Raw genomic sequence first — 17,134 nt, 5'->3', positions numbered from 1 at the left:
CGGCCTTTCAAAGCGGGAATTAGGTCGGCGATGAGTAGACTTTCAGATATGGCTTTCAATCAATTGGCTAAGGACCGTCCGCGTCTTCTGATCGTCGGCGGCGGATACGTTGGTTTCACGCTCGCGCAACGGCTACAAACTCGCATCAAGGAATCGGGTGGCGTCGTGACGGTTGTCGACCCCAACCCGTACATGACCTACTTGCCGTTCCTGCCCGAGGTTGCCGCCGGCAACATCGAGGCACGCAGCGCCATTGTTCCGCACCGTCAGCACCTCAAGGACTGCGAACTCATCGGTGGCCGCGTGGAGAGCATCGACCACGCCAACCACACGGTCAGTATTCGCGGTATCGATCAGGGACCCAACTTCGATCTGCCCTATGACGAGATCGTCATTTCCGGTGGCTCCATGACCCGCACGTTCCCCATCGAGGGCCTGGCGGACAGCGCCATTGGTCTGAAGACCATTGAAGAGGCCGTCTCACTGCGCAACTGGGTTCTGGAGCGCATTGAAATCGCATCCCTGACTGACGATGAGCACGAAAAGCGTAAGGCTCTGACGTTCGTCGTGGTCGGCGGAGGGTACGCCGGCACCGAGGGTCTCGCAGAGCTCGAGGACATGGCACGCACCGCCGTGGAGCGCAATGACCGACTCAAGGTCTCCGATCTTCGTTTCGTCCTGGTCGAGGCCATGGACCGCATCATGCCCGAGGTGTCCAAGGAACGCGCCGAGCAGGTCGTGGCGCAGTTGCGGTCCCGCGGTATCGAGGTGCTGCTCAACACCTCCTTGAGTTCCGCCAAGGATCAGCTCGTCAAGCTGATCAACATGAAGGACAAGTCCCCGGCGGGCGAGATGTACACCGACACCCTGGTGTGGACCGCGGGTGTTCAGGCCTCGCCGTTCGTGAAGAACAGCGACCTGCCCGTGGACGAACGCGGTCGAGTGCGGGCCGGCGCAGACCTGCGTGTGACCGGTGACGACGGGCCGATCGAGGGAGCCTGGGCTGCCGGAGACATCGCGGCCGTTCCGGATCTCACCGGCACCGGGCCGGGTGGCTTCTGTGTTCCCAACGCTCAGCACGCCGTGCGCCAAGCCAAGACCATGGCCAAGAACATCATTGCCGCGCGCGAGGGCAAAGCGCTCGAAGATTATTACCACGAGAACTTGGGCGCCGTGGCCGGCTTGGGCCTGTACAAGGGCGTGGCCAACGTCCGCGGTGTCGAGTTCAGTGGTTTGCCCGCCTGGGCGGCTCACCGCCTCTACCACGGTTACGCAATCCCCACGATCGAACGCAAGGTGCGCATTTTCAGCGAGTGGGGCATCAATATGCTCTTCGGGCGCGACACCACCGGTATGCGCCACGTGCGCGACCCGCGCCGGTCGTTCAAGATCGCCGCGGGTGACGATGTGGATAAGGTCAAGGCAAGGCTGTAACCTACAGTTACTCGCGAAGCTACCGGTTCAGCTCCCTTCACGGGGAATGAACCGGTAGCTTTTGCGCGGCCCCCATAGCCCAATTGGCAGAGGCAGCGGACTTAAAATCCGCGCAGTGTGGGTTCGAGTCCCACTGGGGGCACCATATCCGCCTTTCCCGGTGAGGGATCCGGCCTACCGGTTTCCGCCCGTGACATCTGAGGCTGAGGTTCGCGACCAATGACATTTAAGGCGCCGGTCCGCGGTATCGACCCAGATTCCACTGCGATCCGGATCCCCAGATGTTCAGCTGTACGAACGGCAACCTCAATGGTTCGCCGGCGAGGTACCACGACAGGTCTCGCGCGGCCTACCCGCCCTTCTTCTCCACGAACCGATCCACGCGCTGCGCGGTGTCCGGGTGTCCGGACAGTTCCGCGATGCTCACGGATTCACGGCGTAAGTGTTCCTCGTACCCGTCCAGCGCGGCAGCCCGCAGCAATTTCTTGGTCGGCCCATAGGTCTGTACCGCTCCGCCCAGGAAACGGTCCTCGACCTCGGTGAGACGTTGCCCGAACGACGCCGCCTCGGTCACCTCGTTCGCGATGGCCCAGTCCACGGCGTCGGCGCCGCTCAACACTCGACCGTTCAGCGCCAGATCAATGGCACGCTGATGACCCACCGCGCGGGGGAGCAGGTAGGCGACGCCGGTGTCCGGTGAGAGCCCCATGGTGGAGTACGCCGCCAGCATGCTCGACCGATCGGAGGCCAGCACCCAGTCGGAGTTCAACACCAACCCGAACCCGGCGCCGGCCGCCGTGCCGTTGACGCCCGCAAGGATGAGCAGGCGCGAACGCACCATGGCCAACGCGACGTCGTGGGCGGCGTCGGCGAGGGAGCGCAGGAAGGCGGGGCGATCGGCGGGCTCATGGGAGGCCATGCTCGTCACGTCCCCGCCGGCGCAGAAGAACCGGCCCTCGCCCGTGAGGGTGAACACGTGGACGTCCGGGTCGGGCTCGGCGTCGCACAGGGCGGCCAACACCTCCCGTGCCATCTCGAGAGTGAGGGCATTACCGTCCGCGGGCCGGTTCAGGATGAGCCGAACCACGCCGGGGCGACGTTCGATCCGGACGGCTGAGAGTGTCGTAGCTGTGGTCACGGTGCTCCGTTGGTAGTGGTCAGGCGAAGGCGCTGATGCCGGTGAGATCACGGCCCAGGATCAAGGCCTGGACGGACTCGGTGCCCTCGTAGGTGTGCAGAGCTTCCACGTCCGTCATGTGCCGGATCACGTGATTCTCCAACAGGATCCCATTGCCACCCAGCATGTCCCGCGCGGTGGCGGCAATCCGGCGGGCCCCACGGGTGTTGTGATACTTGAGCATCGAGGCCTGAGCGGGCCGCATGGTGCCCGCTGCCTGAAGGCGCGTCACGGCCACGCACTGCAACTGCATGTTGGTCAGTTCCGCGAGCATCTGGGCCAGGCGCTCCTGCACCATTTGATGACCGGCCAGCGGCTTACCGAACTGGGTGCGTTGCTTGGCGTAGGACAGTGCGGCCTCGAACATGAATGTGGCGTGGCCCAGCGCGGACCAGCCCACGTTCACGCGGGTTTCCACCAGAGCGCGGGAGACGTCCTTGAACGAGTGCACCTCGGGCAGCCGCGCATCGGCGGGCACGCGCACGTTGTCCAGGGTGATTTCCGCCTGGTGAATGGCCCGCAACGCACCCTTGCCCCGGATTACCTCTGCCGAGTACCCGGGCGTGGACTGTTCCACGATGAAGCCCTTGACCTGACCATCCGACTCATCACGCGCCCACACGACGGTGATTCCGCCGGTCGCCCCGTTGCCGATCCACTTCTTGTGACCGTTCAGCACCCACCCGGAGCCCTCGCGCCGGGCGGTGGTTTCCAGCGACACCGAGTCGGATCCGTGGGCTGGTTCCGTCAAGGCGAAACCACCCAGGAGATCGCCCCCGGCCACCGGTTCCAGATAGGTGGCCTTCTGCGCAGTACTGCCGAACAACACCAGGCTGCGCAACACCAACCCACCCTGCACCGCAGCGGCCGCCGCCAGCGAACCGTCCGCGCGGGAGATCTCCATGGTGACCAGTCCGGCCGCGAGCGGGGACATTCTCCGGTGCCCGGGTACATTCAGCCCGTCGGTCAGCAGGTCCAGTTCGCCCGCCCGCCGGACCAGGTCCGTGGGGTACTCACCGCGGTCCCAGGATTCGTTGACCAGGGGCAGAATCTGCGTGCCGTACTCCCGAGCCCGGCCCCAGTGGGCTCGGTCATCGTCGCTGATGGCATCGAGGGCGGACAGGTAATCGGTACCCAGTGCCTCGGACAGGTCATACCGCTGCGACGGCCCGGCGCTCACGCGCGATCCTCCGTGGTGGCAGTTCCGGTGGTCTCCTGGGAACGTTCCGCTCGCAGCTGGCGTTTGAGCAGCTTGCCGGACTGGTTGCGGGGCAGTTCCGCAACGAAGTCCACCCGCTTGGGCACCTTGTAGTCGGCGATCCGAGATTTCACGTGCGACCGCACCGTTTCGGGGGTCAGCGTGGTGCCCTCCTTGAGCACGACCACTGCCGTGATGGCCTCGATCCAGCGTTCGTCCGGCAACCCCACCACGGCGACCTCGGCCACCTCGTCCAGTTCGTAAATGCAGTCCTCGACCTCGCGCGGGGCCACGAGCACGCCACCGGTGTTGATCACGTCCTTGATCCGGTCCACCACTTGGATGAACCCCTGCGCGTCCTGGGTGACCTGGTCGCCGGAGCGGAACCAGCCGTCCACGAATGACTGCTCCGTGGCCTCCGGTTTGTTCCAGTACCCGGTCAGCAGCTGCGGGGAGCGGTACTGGATCTCACCGGGTTCACCGGGCGCGCTCAACGCACCCTCGGAGGTGACCACCCGGGCTTCCACGTAGAACACGGGACGTCCGCACGATGCCGGCCGCGCGTCGTGCTCCTCCGGGCGCAGCACGGTGCACAGCGGCCCCAGCTCGGACTGACCGAAACAGTTGTAGAAGCCGATTTTCGGATACCGCGAGCGCAATCGCTGCAGCACGGTCACCGGCATGATGGACGCGCCGTACTGGGCCTTGGTCAGTGACGAGAGGTCGCGGGTGTCCAGTTCGGGAGAGTTGGCCAGGGGCACCCACACGGTGGGGGCCAGGAACAGCGAACCGATGTGTTCTTTTTCCACGAGCGCAACGATCTGCCCGACGTCGGGCTTGGCGATCACGCGCACGGTGGCACCCAACGTGAGGTAGGGCAGTAGGAACACGTGCATTGCGGCGGAGTGGTAGAGCGGCATGGCAATCAGCGGTCGGTCCTCGGCCGCGAAATCCAACGCGATGATCGAGGAGACGTACTCGGCGATCAGCGCGGCGTGCGTCATCATGGCGCCCTTGGGTGCGGATGTGGTGCCGGAGGTGTACAGCAGTTGCACCAGGTCACTGTCGACCACGGGCACGGTGACCGGCTCCGACGACGCCGCCTGGTCCAGCGCCGTCTCCAGCAGCGAGACACCCTCGGGCCGGGTGCCGGCGGACGGCTGCGGATCCGGGAACATGGACCACACCTGCTCGACGTCGGGCGCGCGCCCGGAACCGCGGACGTCCTCGACCAGCGGCAACAAAGCGTTGTCGACCACGAGCAGGCTCGCCCCGGAATCCTCCAGGATGTAGGCCAACTCGTCACCTTTGAGTGCGAAGTTCACCGGGACATGCACCAGACCGGCCTGGGCGCACGCCAGGTACAGCAGAACATAGGCGTCCGAATTGGCACCGTAGGCGGCGACCCGAGACCCGCGTGGCAATCCGGTATCGACCAGGCGATGCGCGACACGGTGGACTGCCTCATCCAGTTCGGAATACGTCCAGCGGCGATCCTCGAACAGGACTGCGGTGGCCGGACCGTTGCGGGTGACCGTGCGGCGCAGGAGAGCGCCCAGCGTGTTGGACGTGGCCGTGGCCACCGCCGAATCGGTCTCGTGCTCCCGGGCAGATGCATTCATGACGGGTGGGTCCTTTCGCGGGAAATCGGGTGGCTCACAGACGTTCAATGATGGTGACGTTGGCCTGACCGCCGCCCTCGCACATGGTCTGCAGCCCCCATCTGGCGTCCCGGCGTTCGAGTTCGTGCAGCAGTGACGTCATGAGCCGCGCGCCGGTGGCACCAATGGGGTGGCCCAGAGCGATGGCCCCGCCGTTCACATTGACCATGGACATGTCCGCACCGGTTTCGCGTTGCCACGCGAGCACCACCGCGGCAAAAGCCTCGTTGATCTCGATCAGGTTCATGTCGGCCAAGCGCATGCCCGTGCGCTCCAGGGCGTACCGGGTCGCGGCAATGGGTGCGGACAGCATCATGATCGGGTCATCGCCGCGGGCCGACACATGGTGGATGCGCGCTCGCGGGCGCAGTCCGTACCTGGCCACGGCGCGGTCGGAGGCTAGCAACACAACGGCAGCGCCGTCGGACATCTGAGAGGCAGTACCCGCCGTATGCAGACCACCCGCCACGATCGGCTGCAGGGAGCGGAGTTTCTCGAGATCGGGTTCGCGCGGGCCCTGATCCTCGAACAACCCGGCCAGCGGCAGGATCTCCCGATCGAAATGTCCTTCCCGCTGGGCGGCCAGGGCACGTTCGTGGGATTCCACGGCGAATTCCTCGAGCTCGTCCCGTGTGAGGCCCCAGCGATGAGCCATCATTTCCGCGCCCCGGAACTGGGAGATGTTCTGATCGCCGTAGCGTTCGGACCAACCGCTGGAACCGGTGAAGGGGTCCGGAAACCCGAATTTCTCGGCGGCCGCGTTGGAGTAGGAGAGCGGAATGCTGGACATCGACTGCACGCCGCCGGCCACCACCAGCTCGCTCATGCCGCTCATCACCGCCTGCGCCGCGTAGCTGATGGCCTGCTGGCCCGAACCGCACTGCCGTTCAATGGTGCTGCCGGGAACCGCCTGGGACAGCCCCGCCGCGAGCCACGCGTTGCGGGCAATGTCCATGGACTGTGGGCCCAGCTGGTCGATGCACCCCAGGATCACCTCGTCGTACTCCTGGGAATCAATGCCCTGCCGGGTGACTAGTTCCTTCAGCGGGGCGGCGGCCAAATCGAGCGGATGAACCTCCGCGAGTCCCTTGCCCCGGCGCCCCACGGGCGTGCGGACGGCATCAACGATGTAGGCCTCAGCCATGAAAAATTCTCCGAACGGTCGATCGAACAGGGGCGGATGTCATCAAGACAATGTCAGCGCGGGGCCATGCGCAGGGCGCCGTCCATGCGCAGCGTGGCGCCGTTGAGGTAATCGTTGTCCACGAACGTGGTCACGATCTGCGCGTATTCGGAGGGGCGGCCCAGCCTACGGGGGAAGGGCACACCCGCGGCCAGGCCCGCACGGTACTCCTCGCTGACCGTGGCCAGCATGGGGGTTTCCACAATGCCCGGGGCCACGGTGTTCACGCGGATACCCAGGCTTGCCAGGTCACGTGCGGCGGTGATGGTCAGACTGTGCACACCGCCCTTGGACGCTGCGTAGGCCGCCTGACCCACCTGGCCCTCGAAGGCCGCCACGGAAGCGGTGTTCACGATCACCCCGCGTTGGCCGTCCTCGTCCACGGGGTCGGTCTCAGCCATGGCCTCCGCGGCCAGCGTCAGCACGTTGAAGGTGCCGATCAGATTCACCCGGATCACGGTCTCGAACAACCCCAGATCGTGTGGGCCCTTCTTGCCCAGGATGCGGGCGGAGGGCCCGATGCCGGCGCAATTGACCACCGTTCGCAAGGGGCCGTTCACGGCTGCGACGTCGATGGCGGCGCGCACCTGATCTGGCTGGGTCACGTCAGCAGCGTGATAGATCACGCCCGCGACGTCGGGTGCCTTCTCCACGCTCGCGGGCAGGTCCAGACCCACCACGCGCACGCCACGGGCGGCCAGCGCCGCGGCGGTCGCGGCTCCCAGGCCAGAGGCCGCGCCGGTCACCAGGGCAGAAGTATCGGAGACATCCATGAAACGTTCCTCTCGGTCGGGTGCTTTAGTAGGATGCCCAACTATTCAAGTGTTGTCCAGATCACACGCGTCTCGGCCCTGAGAACAAGCTGGACGGGCCCCTTATTCGCAGGCCGTGGCCGGCCGGATTCAGTGTTCGCTGTGCACAAACTCCCAGCTCCGGGTGACGCGTCACTGCTACCCTTGATGAACAGCCCGTATACGTCATGAAAGGACGCACACATGGCCGGTGGAAACCCGCTCCTGCGCGACTTCAACAAGAAAAGCGCGCAACAAGGCGCGCCCGGTTCCTACCAGGATCCGCGTTACTCGCCCGAGCACCTCGAGCAGATGTACAACGCCCCGGCAGCTGGCCCCGCCCAGACCGGGCGGATGAGCTACGACGATGTGGTGATGCGCACCGGCGTCCTGCTGGTCTGCATAGTCGTGACCGGCGTGCTCGGTTGGATGATGCCGATCCTCGCCCTGCCCGGCGCCCTGATCGGTTTGGTCCTCGGGTTGGTCAACGCGTTCAAGCGCGAGCCCAGCCCGGCGCTGATCATTGCCTACGCCCTGGCCGAAGGCCTGTTCCTGGGTGGCATCTCCGGCATGTTCGAGGCAAGCTACCCGGGCATTGTGATCCAGGCCGTCATGGGTACCGTTGCGGTCTTCGTGTCGGTGCTGGTGCTCTACAAGGTGGGTGTGCTGCGTTCCTCGCCGCGCGTGACCAAGATCTTCATGGTCGCCATCATGGCTTACGCGCTGTTCGCGCTCATCAACCTGGGCACCTCGCTCCTCGGCGGCTTCAACATGCGCTACGAGGTCACCCTGTTCGGTATCCCGCTGGGTCTGATCGTGGGCGCATTGGCCATCTTGTTGGCCGCCTACAGCTTTGTGCTGGACTTCGAGAACATCACCGACGGCGTGCGCCGCGGCATCCCGGAGAAGGCAGCATGGTCGGCCGCCTTCGGGTTGACCGTGACCCTGATCTGGGCCTACGTGGAGATCCTGCGCGTGCTCGCCATCATCCGGAGCATGTCCGAGTAATCCCGTTCGCTCTTGACCAGGGCATCTGATCACGCCGCGGGCCTTGCGTTACTAACGCAAGGCCCGCGGCGTCGTCGTTGGGTCCATGCCCTAGGTACTAGATGTACGTGATCTCGAGATCCCGGGGCGGCAGGTTGATGGCGCGATCCGGTGCCGAGTTGTGTGCCGGGCGGCCCACGAACAGCCAGCCGAGAATTTCCTCATTCTCGCCCAAGCGATAGAACTCACGCAGGATCTGCTCCTCGCTGGGAGTGCGTCGCGACCACACTGTGGCCCAGCCCTGCGCGTAGAAGGCGGCTTCCAGCAGGCCCCGAATCGAGTACGCGTCGAAGCGCTGGATTTTCTTCGGGGTCTCGGACTCGGGATCGAACCGGAAAATGATGGCCAGCCCGGTTCCGCCCGTGGAGGCCCATTGCAAACTGCCGCGGTAGGCCGCCAACCGACGAATTTTCTTTCCCTTGAGTCGCGGGATGGGCCCGTCCATGGCGGGAACCGACGTCAGCCCGGCCATGGCTGCGGCCAGGTCCGAAGCCGACTGGCGATTGGTCACGGCCACTCGCCACGGGGTGGGTGAATCGTCGAACCGGGCGCCCGCCACCGCGCGGAGCACGGACTCCAGTTCGAGGCGTCTGGGCGCTTCCTGCGTCAGGACACTTGCGGGACGGCGCTGGGCCAGGACACGGAGCAAAATGGCGGACATAGCCTCCATTTTTGCATCCGTGGACGGTGAGCCGTGAAACAAAGAATGCTCGGGCGGGCGTGCCATGATGGAACCATGTCTTCAACCGTGTCTACGTCGCAGACGCATTCCCAGCAAGAGCACCCCGAGTATGAATCCGGGCCGGTTTCAAACCCGGAACGTCACGGACGTGACATGGTCTCCGCTCCGGTGCGCATTGCTGCCGCGTGGTCATGGCGGGTCATTCTGGTGATCGCAGCTATCGGGCTGGTGGGTTGGCTGGTGTCCAAGATTTCCACCGTCCTTATCCCGGTGGCCATCGCGGGGCTGTTGGCGGGTTTGCTGAGCCCCGCCGTCAAGTGGCTGCGCTCCAAGCACGTGCCAAGCGGGCTGGCAGCAGCCATCGTGGAAGTCGGTCTCATCATTTTGGTGCTCGGCCTACTGACCCTGGCCGGCCAGCAAATGATCGCCGGTTTCGCCCAGCTTTCGAACAGTGCGGTGGGTGGCTTTCAGAAGCTCATCGGCATGCTCGAGGACAGTCGTCTCAACGTCTCCACCGACACCATCAATCAGTGGTTCAGTGAGATCGGCAGCACCCTGCAGGAGAACTCGCAGGCCATACTGTCCGGGGCCATGACCTTCGGTTCCACCGCGGGCAACATCCTCACAGGCATCGTCATCATGTTGTTCGTGCTGCTGTTCTTCCTCATGCAGGGCGAGTCGATCTGGCTGTTCCTGGTCAAACTGTTCCCGCACCGCGCCCGCGCCGCCGTCAACGGCGCCGGTCGTAAGGGTTGGCTCTCCCTCGCTCAGTACGTACGTATCCAGGTGTTCGTGGCGTTCGTCGACGCCGTGGGCATTGGTTTGGGGGCCTTCCTGCTGGGCGTCCCGCTCGCGCTGCCCATAGGTGTGCTGGTCTTCCTGGCCTCGTTCATCCCCATTGTCGGCGCCGTGGCCACCGGCATCATTGCCGTCCTGGTCGCGTTGGTGGCCAATGGCCTGGGTGTCGCCCTGGCCATGTTGGGTGTCGTACTGCTGGTTCAGCAGGTCGAGTCGAACGTGCTGCAGCCGCTGGTTATGGGCAAGGCCGTTTCCCTGCACCCCGTGGCAGTCTTCCTGGCCGTGGCCTCAGGTGCTGTGCTGTACGACATTGTGGGTGCGTTGTTCGCCGTTCCCCTGTTGGCCATCCTGAACACGATCGTGCGGTACCTGTCTTCCCGGGCATGGGAACAAGATGACCAGATCGCATGGACCCCGTTCTTATATCCATGGGAGATCAAGAAGGAAGCCAGGAAGCAAGACCTGACTCGTGAGCAGGTCATGGAACAACTCCAACGTTTCCGACTCAAGCGCCACAGGGACCGCGAATTGCAAGAGCAGAAGCGCGAAGAAAAGCACAAAAAAGACACCGAGCACGACGCCACCATTGAGCAGGACAGCGTGGATCGAGCATAGTCGCAGGACGAAACTGCGTCCCAACGAGTAATAGCATGGAACGCGGCGCCCTCGAACGGGGCGCCGCGTTGTGGCCCGGCAGCGCGAAGACCGCGGCCGACCAACCGTTATGGTGACCGCCCGCGGGCGGCGCGCATTGCAGAGCGAAAGAAGTGTGAAGTGGGCCTGAACGAAATGCCGGTGACCGCGGCGGACATCGAACGTGCCTCGCACATGCTGGAAGACGTCATTGAGCGAACGCCCGTGGCGCACTCGCGCGCACTGTCTCGCATGCTCGGCTCCGAAGTTCACATCAAGTGCGAGAATCTCCAGCGTGCCGGCTCCTTCAAGATCCGCGGCGCGTACATCCGGATGGCCGGGCTCTCCGAGGAGGACAAGGCGCGGGGAGTGGTGGCGGCGTCGGCGGGTAACCATGCGCAGGGTGTGGCGCTGGCGGCCAACAAGCTGGGTATCAAGGCGCGGATCTACATGCCCCTGGGTGCGGCACTGCCCAAGGTCGCGGCCACCCAGGATCACGGAGCCGAGGTCGTGCTGTTCGGCAGTACCGTGGACCAGGCCCTGACCGAGGCGCAACGGTACGCGGAAGAAACCGGTGCGGTGTTCGTGCACCCCTTTGACCATCCGGCCATCATTGCCGGACAGGGCACCCTGGGTCTGGAGATCGTGGACCAGGTCCCGGACGTCGACACCATCATTGCCGGTGTGGGCGGGGGAGGCTTACTGGCCGGGCTGTCCGTGGCCGTGAAAGCCAAGGCGAAGGAACTGGGGCGGGACATTCGTCTCATCGGTGTGCAGGCGGAGAACGCCGCCGCCTACCCGCCCTCACTGGCCGGGGACGCGCTCGTAACCCTCAGCAAGGTGTCCACCATTGCCGATGGCATTGCGGTGGGCCGCCCCGGTCAATTGCCGTTCCAGATCATTAAGGAACTCGCGGACGACGTGACCACGGTCAGTGAGGACTCACTGGCTCAGGCGCTCATTTTCATGCTGGAACGCAACAAGATGGTCGTGGAACCCGCCGGCGCCGTGGGCGTGGCCGCCATTCTGGAGGGCCGACTCAAGGAGTTCTACGGGAATCTGGGCAACACGGTGGTGTTGCTGTCCGGCGGCAACATCGACCCCATGCTCATGCTCAAGGTGATCCAGCGCGGCCTTTCCGCGGCGGGCCGGTACATGACCATCAAGATGATGCTCACCGACCGCCCCGGTGAGCTGGCCCTGATCTCACGCATTATTGCGGACATGGACGCCAACGTGACCGGCGTGGATCACACGCGCATCGGCGGTTCGCTGTCCATGGGGGACGTATCCATCACCATCGACATGGAGACCAAGGGCCACGCGCACTGCGACAAGGTCATCGACGCGCTGGAGGCTCAAGGCTTCCGACCCGTGGTGGTGCACTGACCTCACGATGGGCGGGCAGCCCCGCGAACCGGGGCGTCAGCGGCGCCGTCCACCGCGCGCGGTGAAATACGTAATGAAGGCAACCACAAACGTGGCGAACCACAGGATGTTGCGCAGACCGCCCGTGGTGTTGAGCTCCGGGTTCGACTGGCCCAGGAAGTGTACGACGATCGCGGAGACGGCCAGCAGCGCGGTCAGAGCGATGAGCGGCACGGTCCATGTGGTGGGTTGACGGTTCCAGTGGGTAACCACGAGTGCTCCTGGGATCGGAGGATTGACGTAAGAATGAGTCGGGGCCGCCCTCGGATGGTGAGAGCGGCCCCGAATCATGACTTGCGGGTCAGTTGTGGAACGGCTTGGCGTCCAGGACCTTGACCTTGATGTCCTTGCCGTTGGGAGCCTGGTAGGTCAGCTCGTCACCCACCTTGTGGCCGCGGATGGCCGCGCCCATGGGGGAGCGCTCGGAGAACACCTCGAGGTCCTCACCGCCCGTGAGGTCCTCAGCGACCTCGCGGGAGCCGATCAGGAAGGTCATTTCGTCCCCGGCGATGTCAGCGGTGACCACCATGCCTGCTTCGATCACGCCGTCGTCCGCGGGGGCCTCGCCCACCTGAGCGTTGTCGAGCAACTGTGTCAGCTGGTTGATGCGACCCTCGTTCTTGCCCTGCTCTTCGCGAGCAGCGTGGTAACCGCCGTTCTCCTTGAGGTCTCCCTCGGAGCGGGCCTGTTCGATACGATCAACGATTTCCTGACGGTACGGCCCGGAAAGGTGGTCAAGTTCCTTCTTGAGCCGATCGTATGCTTCCTGGGTCAGCCAGGCGCCCTCGTTTGTAGCCACGCTATCTCCGTTCTCGGGTGCCCTCCGGTGTGGTGGGCACGTGTGAAAAACCCCGCCCCGGTGGTGAGCCGCTGCGGCTCGCTGCCCATCCGGGTCGGGGATCGTACAAAGTTTCTAGACCCCAGTGTAAGTGAGGCCACGGTCCGGGCTCAAAGCGGCCGTCTCACGCCACGGTGCGGGAGCGTGCTCAGTCCACGTTCCAGCAGGAATCCACGCCCACGGAATTTGCCTCATTGGTGGTGCGCACGGGTACCCGGTGGGTGCTGGTGCGGCCGTTGAGTTCCTCGGGCGCCACCTCGCCGATGGTCACTTCATTCCATCCGACAATTGCATACTGCTCGTTGAGCGCACGCACCGCGCACGTGACCGTCTGATCCGGGTCCTTGGTGAGGTCGAAGTCCACGTACGTGTTGCCGGCGTCCTGCACCTGAAAGCTGACGTCTTTGGCGGCCGGGGCGCTGGACTGCCCTTGAACGATCCAGATGACGAACAGCGCCGAGAGCACCGTTGCGATCACGGCAATGACCACCCATCCTCGGTAGGAGGGCCCGCGCCGGCCGCGTGAGGACACCGAGCGGTGCGCGGAGCCATAGCGTTGGGCCAGGACATCGCCCGAGGCGGATCCTGACGCGGGGGTGGAAGAACTCATGCTCCCACTGTATCCAGTGCGGGTTGGGATCCCCTGAGAATGCGTGGTGCGGGTGACGGGCCCGACAGCATTAACCGGGGTACGGGCGTAAGATACCGGGGATTGTGTTTTAACCGAACCCCACCCGGGAGGCTCCCGTTCCGTGACGGATTATTCAAAACTGCGGCTCTTGGCCATCCACGCGCATCCGGATGACGAGTCCAGCAAGGGCGCGGCAACCATGGCTCACTACGTGGGCCTGGGCGCTCGCGTCATGGTAGCCACGTGCACCGGTGGTGAGCAGGGCTCCATCCTCAACGCCCAGATGGACGGTGTGCCGTGGGCCGAGCGTGACCTGCCGGGGCTGCGTCGTGAGGAAATGGCGCAGGCCGCCCAGGCCCTGAACGTCGAGCACCGCTGGATCGGATTCGCGGATTCCGGTTTGCCGGAGGGTGATCCGTTGCCCCCGCTGCCCGTGGGATGCTTTGCGTTGCAGCCGCTCGAGCGCGCGGCCGCGCCACTGGTGCAGCTGGTGCGCGAGTTCCGCCCGCACGTGATTCTGACGTACGACGAGAACGGCGGCTACCCGCACCCGGATCACATCCAGACGCACAACGTGTCCATGGAGGCATATCGCAAGGCCGGTGATCCCGATGCGTACCCGGGAACGGGCGAGCCCTGGACCCCGCTCAAGGTCTACTACGACCGCGCCTTCAACGTGGAGCGGTTCATCGCCCTGCACGAGGCGTTGGAGGAACGCGGGTTCCAGTCCCCGTACGCGGAGCGCATTGCCGCCCTGCAGGAGACCGACCCGGAGGGTCACCGCCCGCCGGTACCCCGTCATGAAACCACCACCAAGATCAAGTGCTCGGACACCTTCTTCGCTCGCGACAACGCCCTGCGCTGCCACCGGACCCAGGTGGATCCGGACGGCCCCTTCTTCGCCGTGTCCTCGGATATGCAAGCCGAGGTCTGGCCGTGGGAGGACTACTCCCTGGCGGATGCGCGCGTGGAGACCGCCGTTCCCGAGACCGACCTGTTCGCGGGTATCGACCCGGACGCCCGGACAACTTCCCCTCGAAAGGCGTAACCAGTCGTGAACATGTTGACCACCGCGCTGCTCCAAGCCGCCACGGACAATCCTGCGGGTGATCTTAAGCCCGGGCTGGAACCCAGCCAGGTGTCACCCGGGCTTGCCGGTTTCCTTGCCACCTTCTTCCTGGTGGTGGTCGTGATTCTTCTGATCCTGGACTTCAACCGCCGCAATCGCAGATTGCGGTACCGGGCCCAGTACGCCGAGCAGCGCGCAGCGGAAGACGGCCTGGGCGGTTACGCGCACACATCCGACACCGCGTCACGGGTCACCACCGACGCCGACGACGCCGCTCGCTCACCCAAGCCTCGTACCGCACCCAGTGCGGACCGGGACGAAACCGGCGGAAGCTCTGCCCACCGGGACTGAGCGCTGACGTGGCCCCGGAGCGGGTCCGGTCGAATTCCGGCACCACGGTTTCAGGCTCCGGGGGCCCACTTCCCCAGATAGCCCCTTATGCGTGTGAGGGGCTCGTGGCATCGTGGAGACATGACCAATCGGCTCGCGCATTCCACCAGCCCGTATTTGCTGCAACACGCCCAAAACCCCGTGGATTGGTGGGAGTTCGAACCTGCGGCCTTCGCGGAGGCCCGTTCCCGTGATGTGCCCGTGTTGCTTTCCGTGGGCTACGCCGCGTGCCACTGGTGCCACGTGATGGCCCACGAGTCATTCGAGGACCCCGCCGTGGGGGCGTACATCAATGAACATTTCGTGGCGCTCAAGGTGGACCGCGAACAGCGCCCGGACGTCGATGCCCTGTACATGTCCGCGACCCAACTGCTCACCCAGCAGGGCGGCTGGCCCATGACGGTCTTTCTCACGCCGCAGGGCCAGGCGTTCCATGCGGGTACCTACTACCCGCCACGCCCCGTCCAGGGCAGGCCCTCGTTCATGCAGGTGCTCCGCGCGGTTCAAGACGCGTGGGCCGAGCGCCGCGAGCAGGTGATGGAAGGTGCGCAATCGGTCACGGATGCACTGCAACGTCACCCGGAAGCCGTTGGGTCCATGCTTGGAACGGACCGGCACACCGCCGGGCCGGTGCAGGTGGCGGTTCCGGACCCCTCGGGGGACACCGATGGCCAGGAAGCGCGGCTGATCGGGCCATGGCTGGACGCCCTGGAAGTAGCCCGGGACTCCACGTACGAGGGCTTCGGCAACGGCCCCAAGTTCCCGCCGTCACCGATGCTCGAAACGCTGGTGCTGCTGGCATCCCGCGATGGTGATCGGTCCGCTCGCGCGGCCGAACTTCTCACCGCCACCTTGGACGCCATGGTCACCGGGGCGCTGCACGATCACGTGGGCGGTGGTTTCTTCCGTTATTCGGTGACCCCGGACTGGTCGCTGCCGCACTACGAGAAAATGCTCTACGACAACGCCCAGTTGCTGCGGGTGCTCGCGCACACTGCCCGGTATCTCGAGGAGCGCGGCACCGATCCGGTCCGGGCCGCCCGGTATCGGAACGCGGCCGAGGGCATCGTCACGTGGTTGGCACGGGAAATGATCACCGAACAGGGTGCGATCGCCGCATCCCTGGATGCGGACAGCGACCCCCTCACACCGGGCGCTGAACGCGAAGGTGCGTACTACACGTTCTCTCGCGGCGAGGGCGGCGCACCCCGTCCTGCCGTGGCCGCGTGGGGCGAGTCCGGAGCCGTCACGGGAATCCTGGATCAGAACGTGGGCGAGCAATTATGGGAGCAACGCGAGCAGCGCACGCCCCCTGAACGCGATGACAAGGTGGTAACCGCGTGGAACGGGATGGCCATTGCCGCGCTCGCGGAGGCCGCGGTTCTGCTGGACCAACCGGCATGGTTGGAGACCGCCGAGTGGGCCGCGGAGTTCTTGTGGACCCGCCACTGGGACCCGGACACCAAGACGCTGGCGCGCACGTCGCGACGGGGCACCGTGGATCCGCACGACGGGCAGCTGGAGGATTATGTGCGCGCGGGGCTGGCTATGCTCGCGCTGTACCGCGCCACGGGGCTCGAGCAGTGGTACGCCCGCAGCCTGGAACTGGCCGGGGCCACGGTCGAGAAGTTCATGCGCGGTGACACCCCCATGGACTCGGCGGAACCGGATGCCGTTCTGGTCGCCGCGGGTGCCACGGGACAGGCGGACCCGTTCGATGACGTCGCGGCGTCGGCCCAGTCGTGCCTCGCGCAGTGGCTCGTGCTCCTCGGACAGCCGGAGGTGGCCGGGCGTTCGAGTGACGAACTGGTGGACGTGCTGGTGAAGCCGGCCCAGGGGTTGGCCACCCGTGCTGCTACGGCGGCCGGGGGTACCCTCCATGCGTGGTTGCTGCGCATGCAGCCGCCGGCGCTGCTCGAAGTGGTGCACGCGAGCGAGGAGCACTGGGATCGGGTGCAGTCGAGCGCCGGGAAACGGCGAGTCACCGATGTCCTGGTGCTGGGTGAGGGCCACGCACCCTATGGCGTCCCCGAAGCATCGAGCAACGAGTTCGCGGTGTGGCTGTGTCGCAACGGTCAGTGCGAACTGCCGGTGCGTTCACCGGAGGAGGTGAGTGGACTCCTGGACCGGGCGTAGCGGCGTCGTCGTCGGGCGTGAAGACGGGCAAGTGCGCG

Annotated in this window: 16 protein-coding genes and 1 tRNA gene; 8 read left to right on the top strand and 9 right to left on the bottom strand. The window is 65.3% G+C overall.

From position 1 onward, the window contains the following. Positions 1 to 48: 48 nt before the first annotated feature. Together AC3ENJ_RS04985 and AC3ENJ_RS04980 are read left to right on the top strand one after the other, a co-directional pair. Positions 49 to 1,434: an NAD(P)/FAD-dependent oxidoreductase gene (locus AC3ENJ_RS04985; protein ID WP_431813286.1), complete on the top strand. Its 1,386-nt coding sequence runs from the start codon at positions 49 to 51 to the stop codon at positions 1,432 to 1,434. A gap of 68 nt (positions 1,435 to 1,502) precedes the next feature. Beyond that, positions 1,503 to 1,579, top strand: a tRNA-Leu gene (locus AC3ENJ_RS04980). Between the two features lie 204 nt (positions 1,580 to 1,783). On the opposite strand, the gene AC3ENJ_RS04975 is transcribed toward AC3ENJ_RS04980, so the two are convergent. Genes AC3ENJ_RS04975 through AC3ENJ_RS04955 form a run of 5 tightly spaced genes read right to left on the bottom strand, consistent with a single transcriptional unit; the run spans position 1,784 to position 7,426 of the window. Then, complete coding sequence (locus AC3ENJ_RS04975) at positions 1,784 to 2,572, bottom strand: enoyl-CoA hydratase/isomerase family protein (protein ID WP_431813285.1); 789 nt, start codon at positions 2,570 to 2,572, stop codon at positions 1,784 to 1,786. Positions 2,573 to 2,591: 19 nt separating this feature from the next. Next, positions 2,592 to 3,791 (bottom strand): acyl-CoA dehydrogenase family protein, encoded by a 1,200-nt coding sequence (locus tag AC3ENJ_RS04970; protein WP_431813284.1) that lies wholly within the window; start codon positions 3,789 to 3,791, stop codon positions 2,592 to 2,594. After that, positions 3,788 to 5,431, bottom strand: a complete 1,644-nt coding sequence (locus AC3ENJ_RS04965; RefSeq protein WP_431813283.1) for a fatty acyl-CoA synthetase — start codon at positions 5,429 to 5,431, stop codon at positions 3,788 to 3,790. Before AC3ENJ_RS04965 ends, AC3ENJ_RS04970 begins: the two co-directional genes overlap by 4 nt. A gap of 34 nt (positions 5,432 to 5,465) precedes the next feature. Further along, positions 5,466 to 6,614 carry an acetyl-CoA C-acetyltransferase gene (locus tag AC3ENJ_RS04960; RefSeq protein WP_431813282.1) on the bottom strand — a complete coding sequence of 383 codons (1,149 nt, stop codon included), beginning with the start codon at positions 6,612 to 6,614 and terminating at the stop codon, positions 5,466 to 5,468. A gap of 53 nt (positions 6,615 to 6,667) precedes the next feature. Beyond that, the gene (locus tag AC3ENJ_RS04955) at positions 6,668 to 7,426 is read right to left on the bottom strand and encodes an SDR family NAD(P)-dependent oxidoreductase (protein WP_431813281.1); all 759 of its coding nucleotides are present in this window, start codon (positions 7,424 to 7,426) and stop codon (positions 6,668 to 6,670) included. Between the two features lie 222 nt (positions 7,427 to 7,648). Between AC3ENJ_RS04955 and AC3ENJ_RS04950 the strand changes: the two genes are divergently transcribed. Then, entirely contained in the window at positions 7,649 to 8,452 is an 804-nt protein-coding gene (locus AC3ENJ_RS04950; protein WP_431813280.1) for a Bax inhibitor-1/YccA family protein, read from the top strand. Between the two features lie 97 nt (positions 8,453 to 8,549). Here AC3ENJ_RS04950 and AC3ENJ_RS04945 read toward each other — a convergent pair whose 3' ends face one another. Continuing rightward, positions 8,550 to 9,152 (bottom strand): nitroreductase family protein, encoded by a 603-nt coding sequence (locus tag AC3ENJ_RS04945; RefSeq protein WP_431813279.1) that lies wholly within the window; start codon positions 9,150 to 9,152, stop codon positions 8,550 to 8,552. 174 nt (positions 9,153 to 9,326) lie between these two features. Between AC3ENJ_RS04945 and AC3ENJ_RS04940 the strand changes: the two genes are divergently transcribed. Together AC3ENJ_RS04940 and ilvA are read left to right on the top strand one after the other, a co-directional pair. Further along, the gene (locus AC3ENJ_RS04940; RefSeq protein WP_431813278.1) at positions 9,327 to 10,586 is read left to right on the top strand and encodes an AI-2E family transporter; all 1,260 of its coding nucleotides are present in this window, start codon (positions 9,327 to 9,329) and stop codon (positions 10,584 to 10,586) included. Positions 10,587 to 10,745: 159 nt separating this feature from the next. Further along, positions 10,746 to 11,993, top strand: a complete 1,248-nt coding sequence (gene ilvA / locus AC3ENJ_RS04935) for a threonine ammonia-lyase (protein ID WP_431813277.1) — start codon at positions 10,746 to 10,748, stop codon at positions 11,991 to 11,993. Positions 11,994 to 12,029: 36 nt separating this feature from the next. Here the strand turns inward: ilvA and AC3ENJ_RS04930 are convergent, their stop codons facing one another. The 3 genes from AC3ENJ_RS04930 to AC3ENJ_RS04920 all read right to left on the bottom strand — a co-directional run bounded on the left by AC3ENJ_RS04930 (position 12,030) and on the right by AC3ENJ_RS04920 (position 13,480). Beyond that, positions 12,030 to 12,245, bottom strand: coding sequence for a hypothetical protein (locus AC3ENJ_RS04930; RefSeq protein ID WP_190807409.1), 216 nt, complete (start codon positions 12,243 to 12,245; stop codon positions 12,030 to 12,032). Positions 12,246 to 12,333: 88 nt separating this feature from the next. Then, complete coding sequence (greA, locus tag AC3ENJ_RS04925; RefSeq protein WP_190781754.1) at positions 12,334 to 12,831, bottom strand: transcription elongation factor GreA; 498 nt, start codon at positions 12,829 to 12,831, stop codon at positions 12,334 to 12,336. 187 nt (positions 12,832 to 13,018) lie between these two features. Continuing rightward, positions 13,019 to 13,480, bottom strand: coding sequence for a DUF4307 domain-containing protein (locus AC3ENJ_RS04920; RefSeq protein WP_190781753.1), 462 nt, complete (start codon positions 13,478 to 13,480; stop codon positions 13,019 to 13,021). A gap of 142 nt (positions 13,481 to 13,622) precedes the next feature. Between AC3ENJ_RS04920 and mca the strand changes: the two genes are divergently transcribed. From mca to AC3ENJ_RS04905, 3 genes are all read left to right on the top strand, one after another. Continuing rightward, complete coding sequence (gene mca / locus AC3ENJ_RS04915; protein WP_431813276.1) at positions 13,623 to 14,549, top strand: mycothiol conjugate amidase Mca; 927 nt, start codon at positions 13,623 to 13,625, stop codon at positions 14,547 to 14,549. Between the two features lie 6 nt (positions 14,550 to 14,555). Next, positions 14,556 to 14,921, top strand: coding sequence for a hypothetical protein (locus AC3ENJ_RS04910; protein WP_190807411.1), 366 nt, complete (start codon positions 14,556 to 14,558; stop codon positions 14,919 to 14,921). Between the two features lie 120 nt (positions 14,922 to 15,041). Then, complete coding sequence (locus AC3ENJ_RS04905; protein WP_431813275.1) at positions 15,042 to 17,096, top strand: thioredoxin domain-containing protein; 2,055 nt, start codon at positions 15,042 to 15,044, stop codon at positions 17,094 to 17,096. The last annotated feature ends 38 nt before the right edge of the window (positions 17,097 to 17,134 follow it).

This window comes from Kocuria sp. cx-455 (assembly GCF_057707085.1).
Note: the sequence above shows the minus strand (reverse complement) of the source record. Positions and strands in the feature narration are given on the sequence as shown.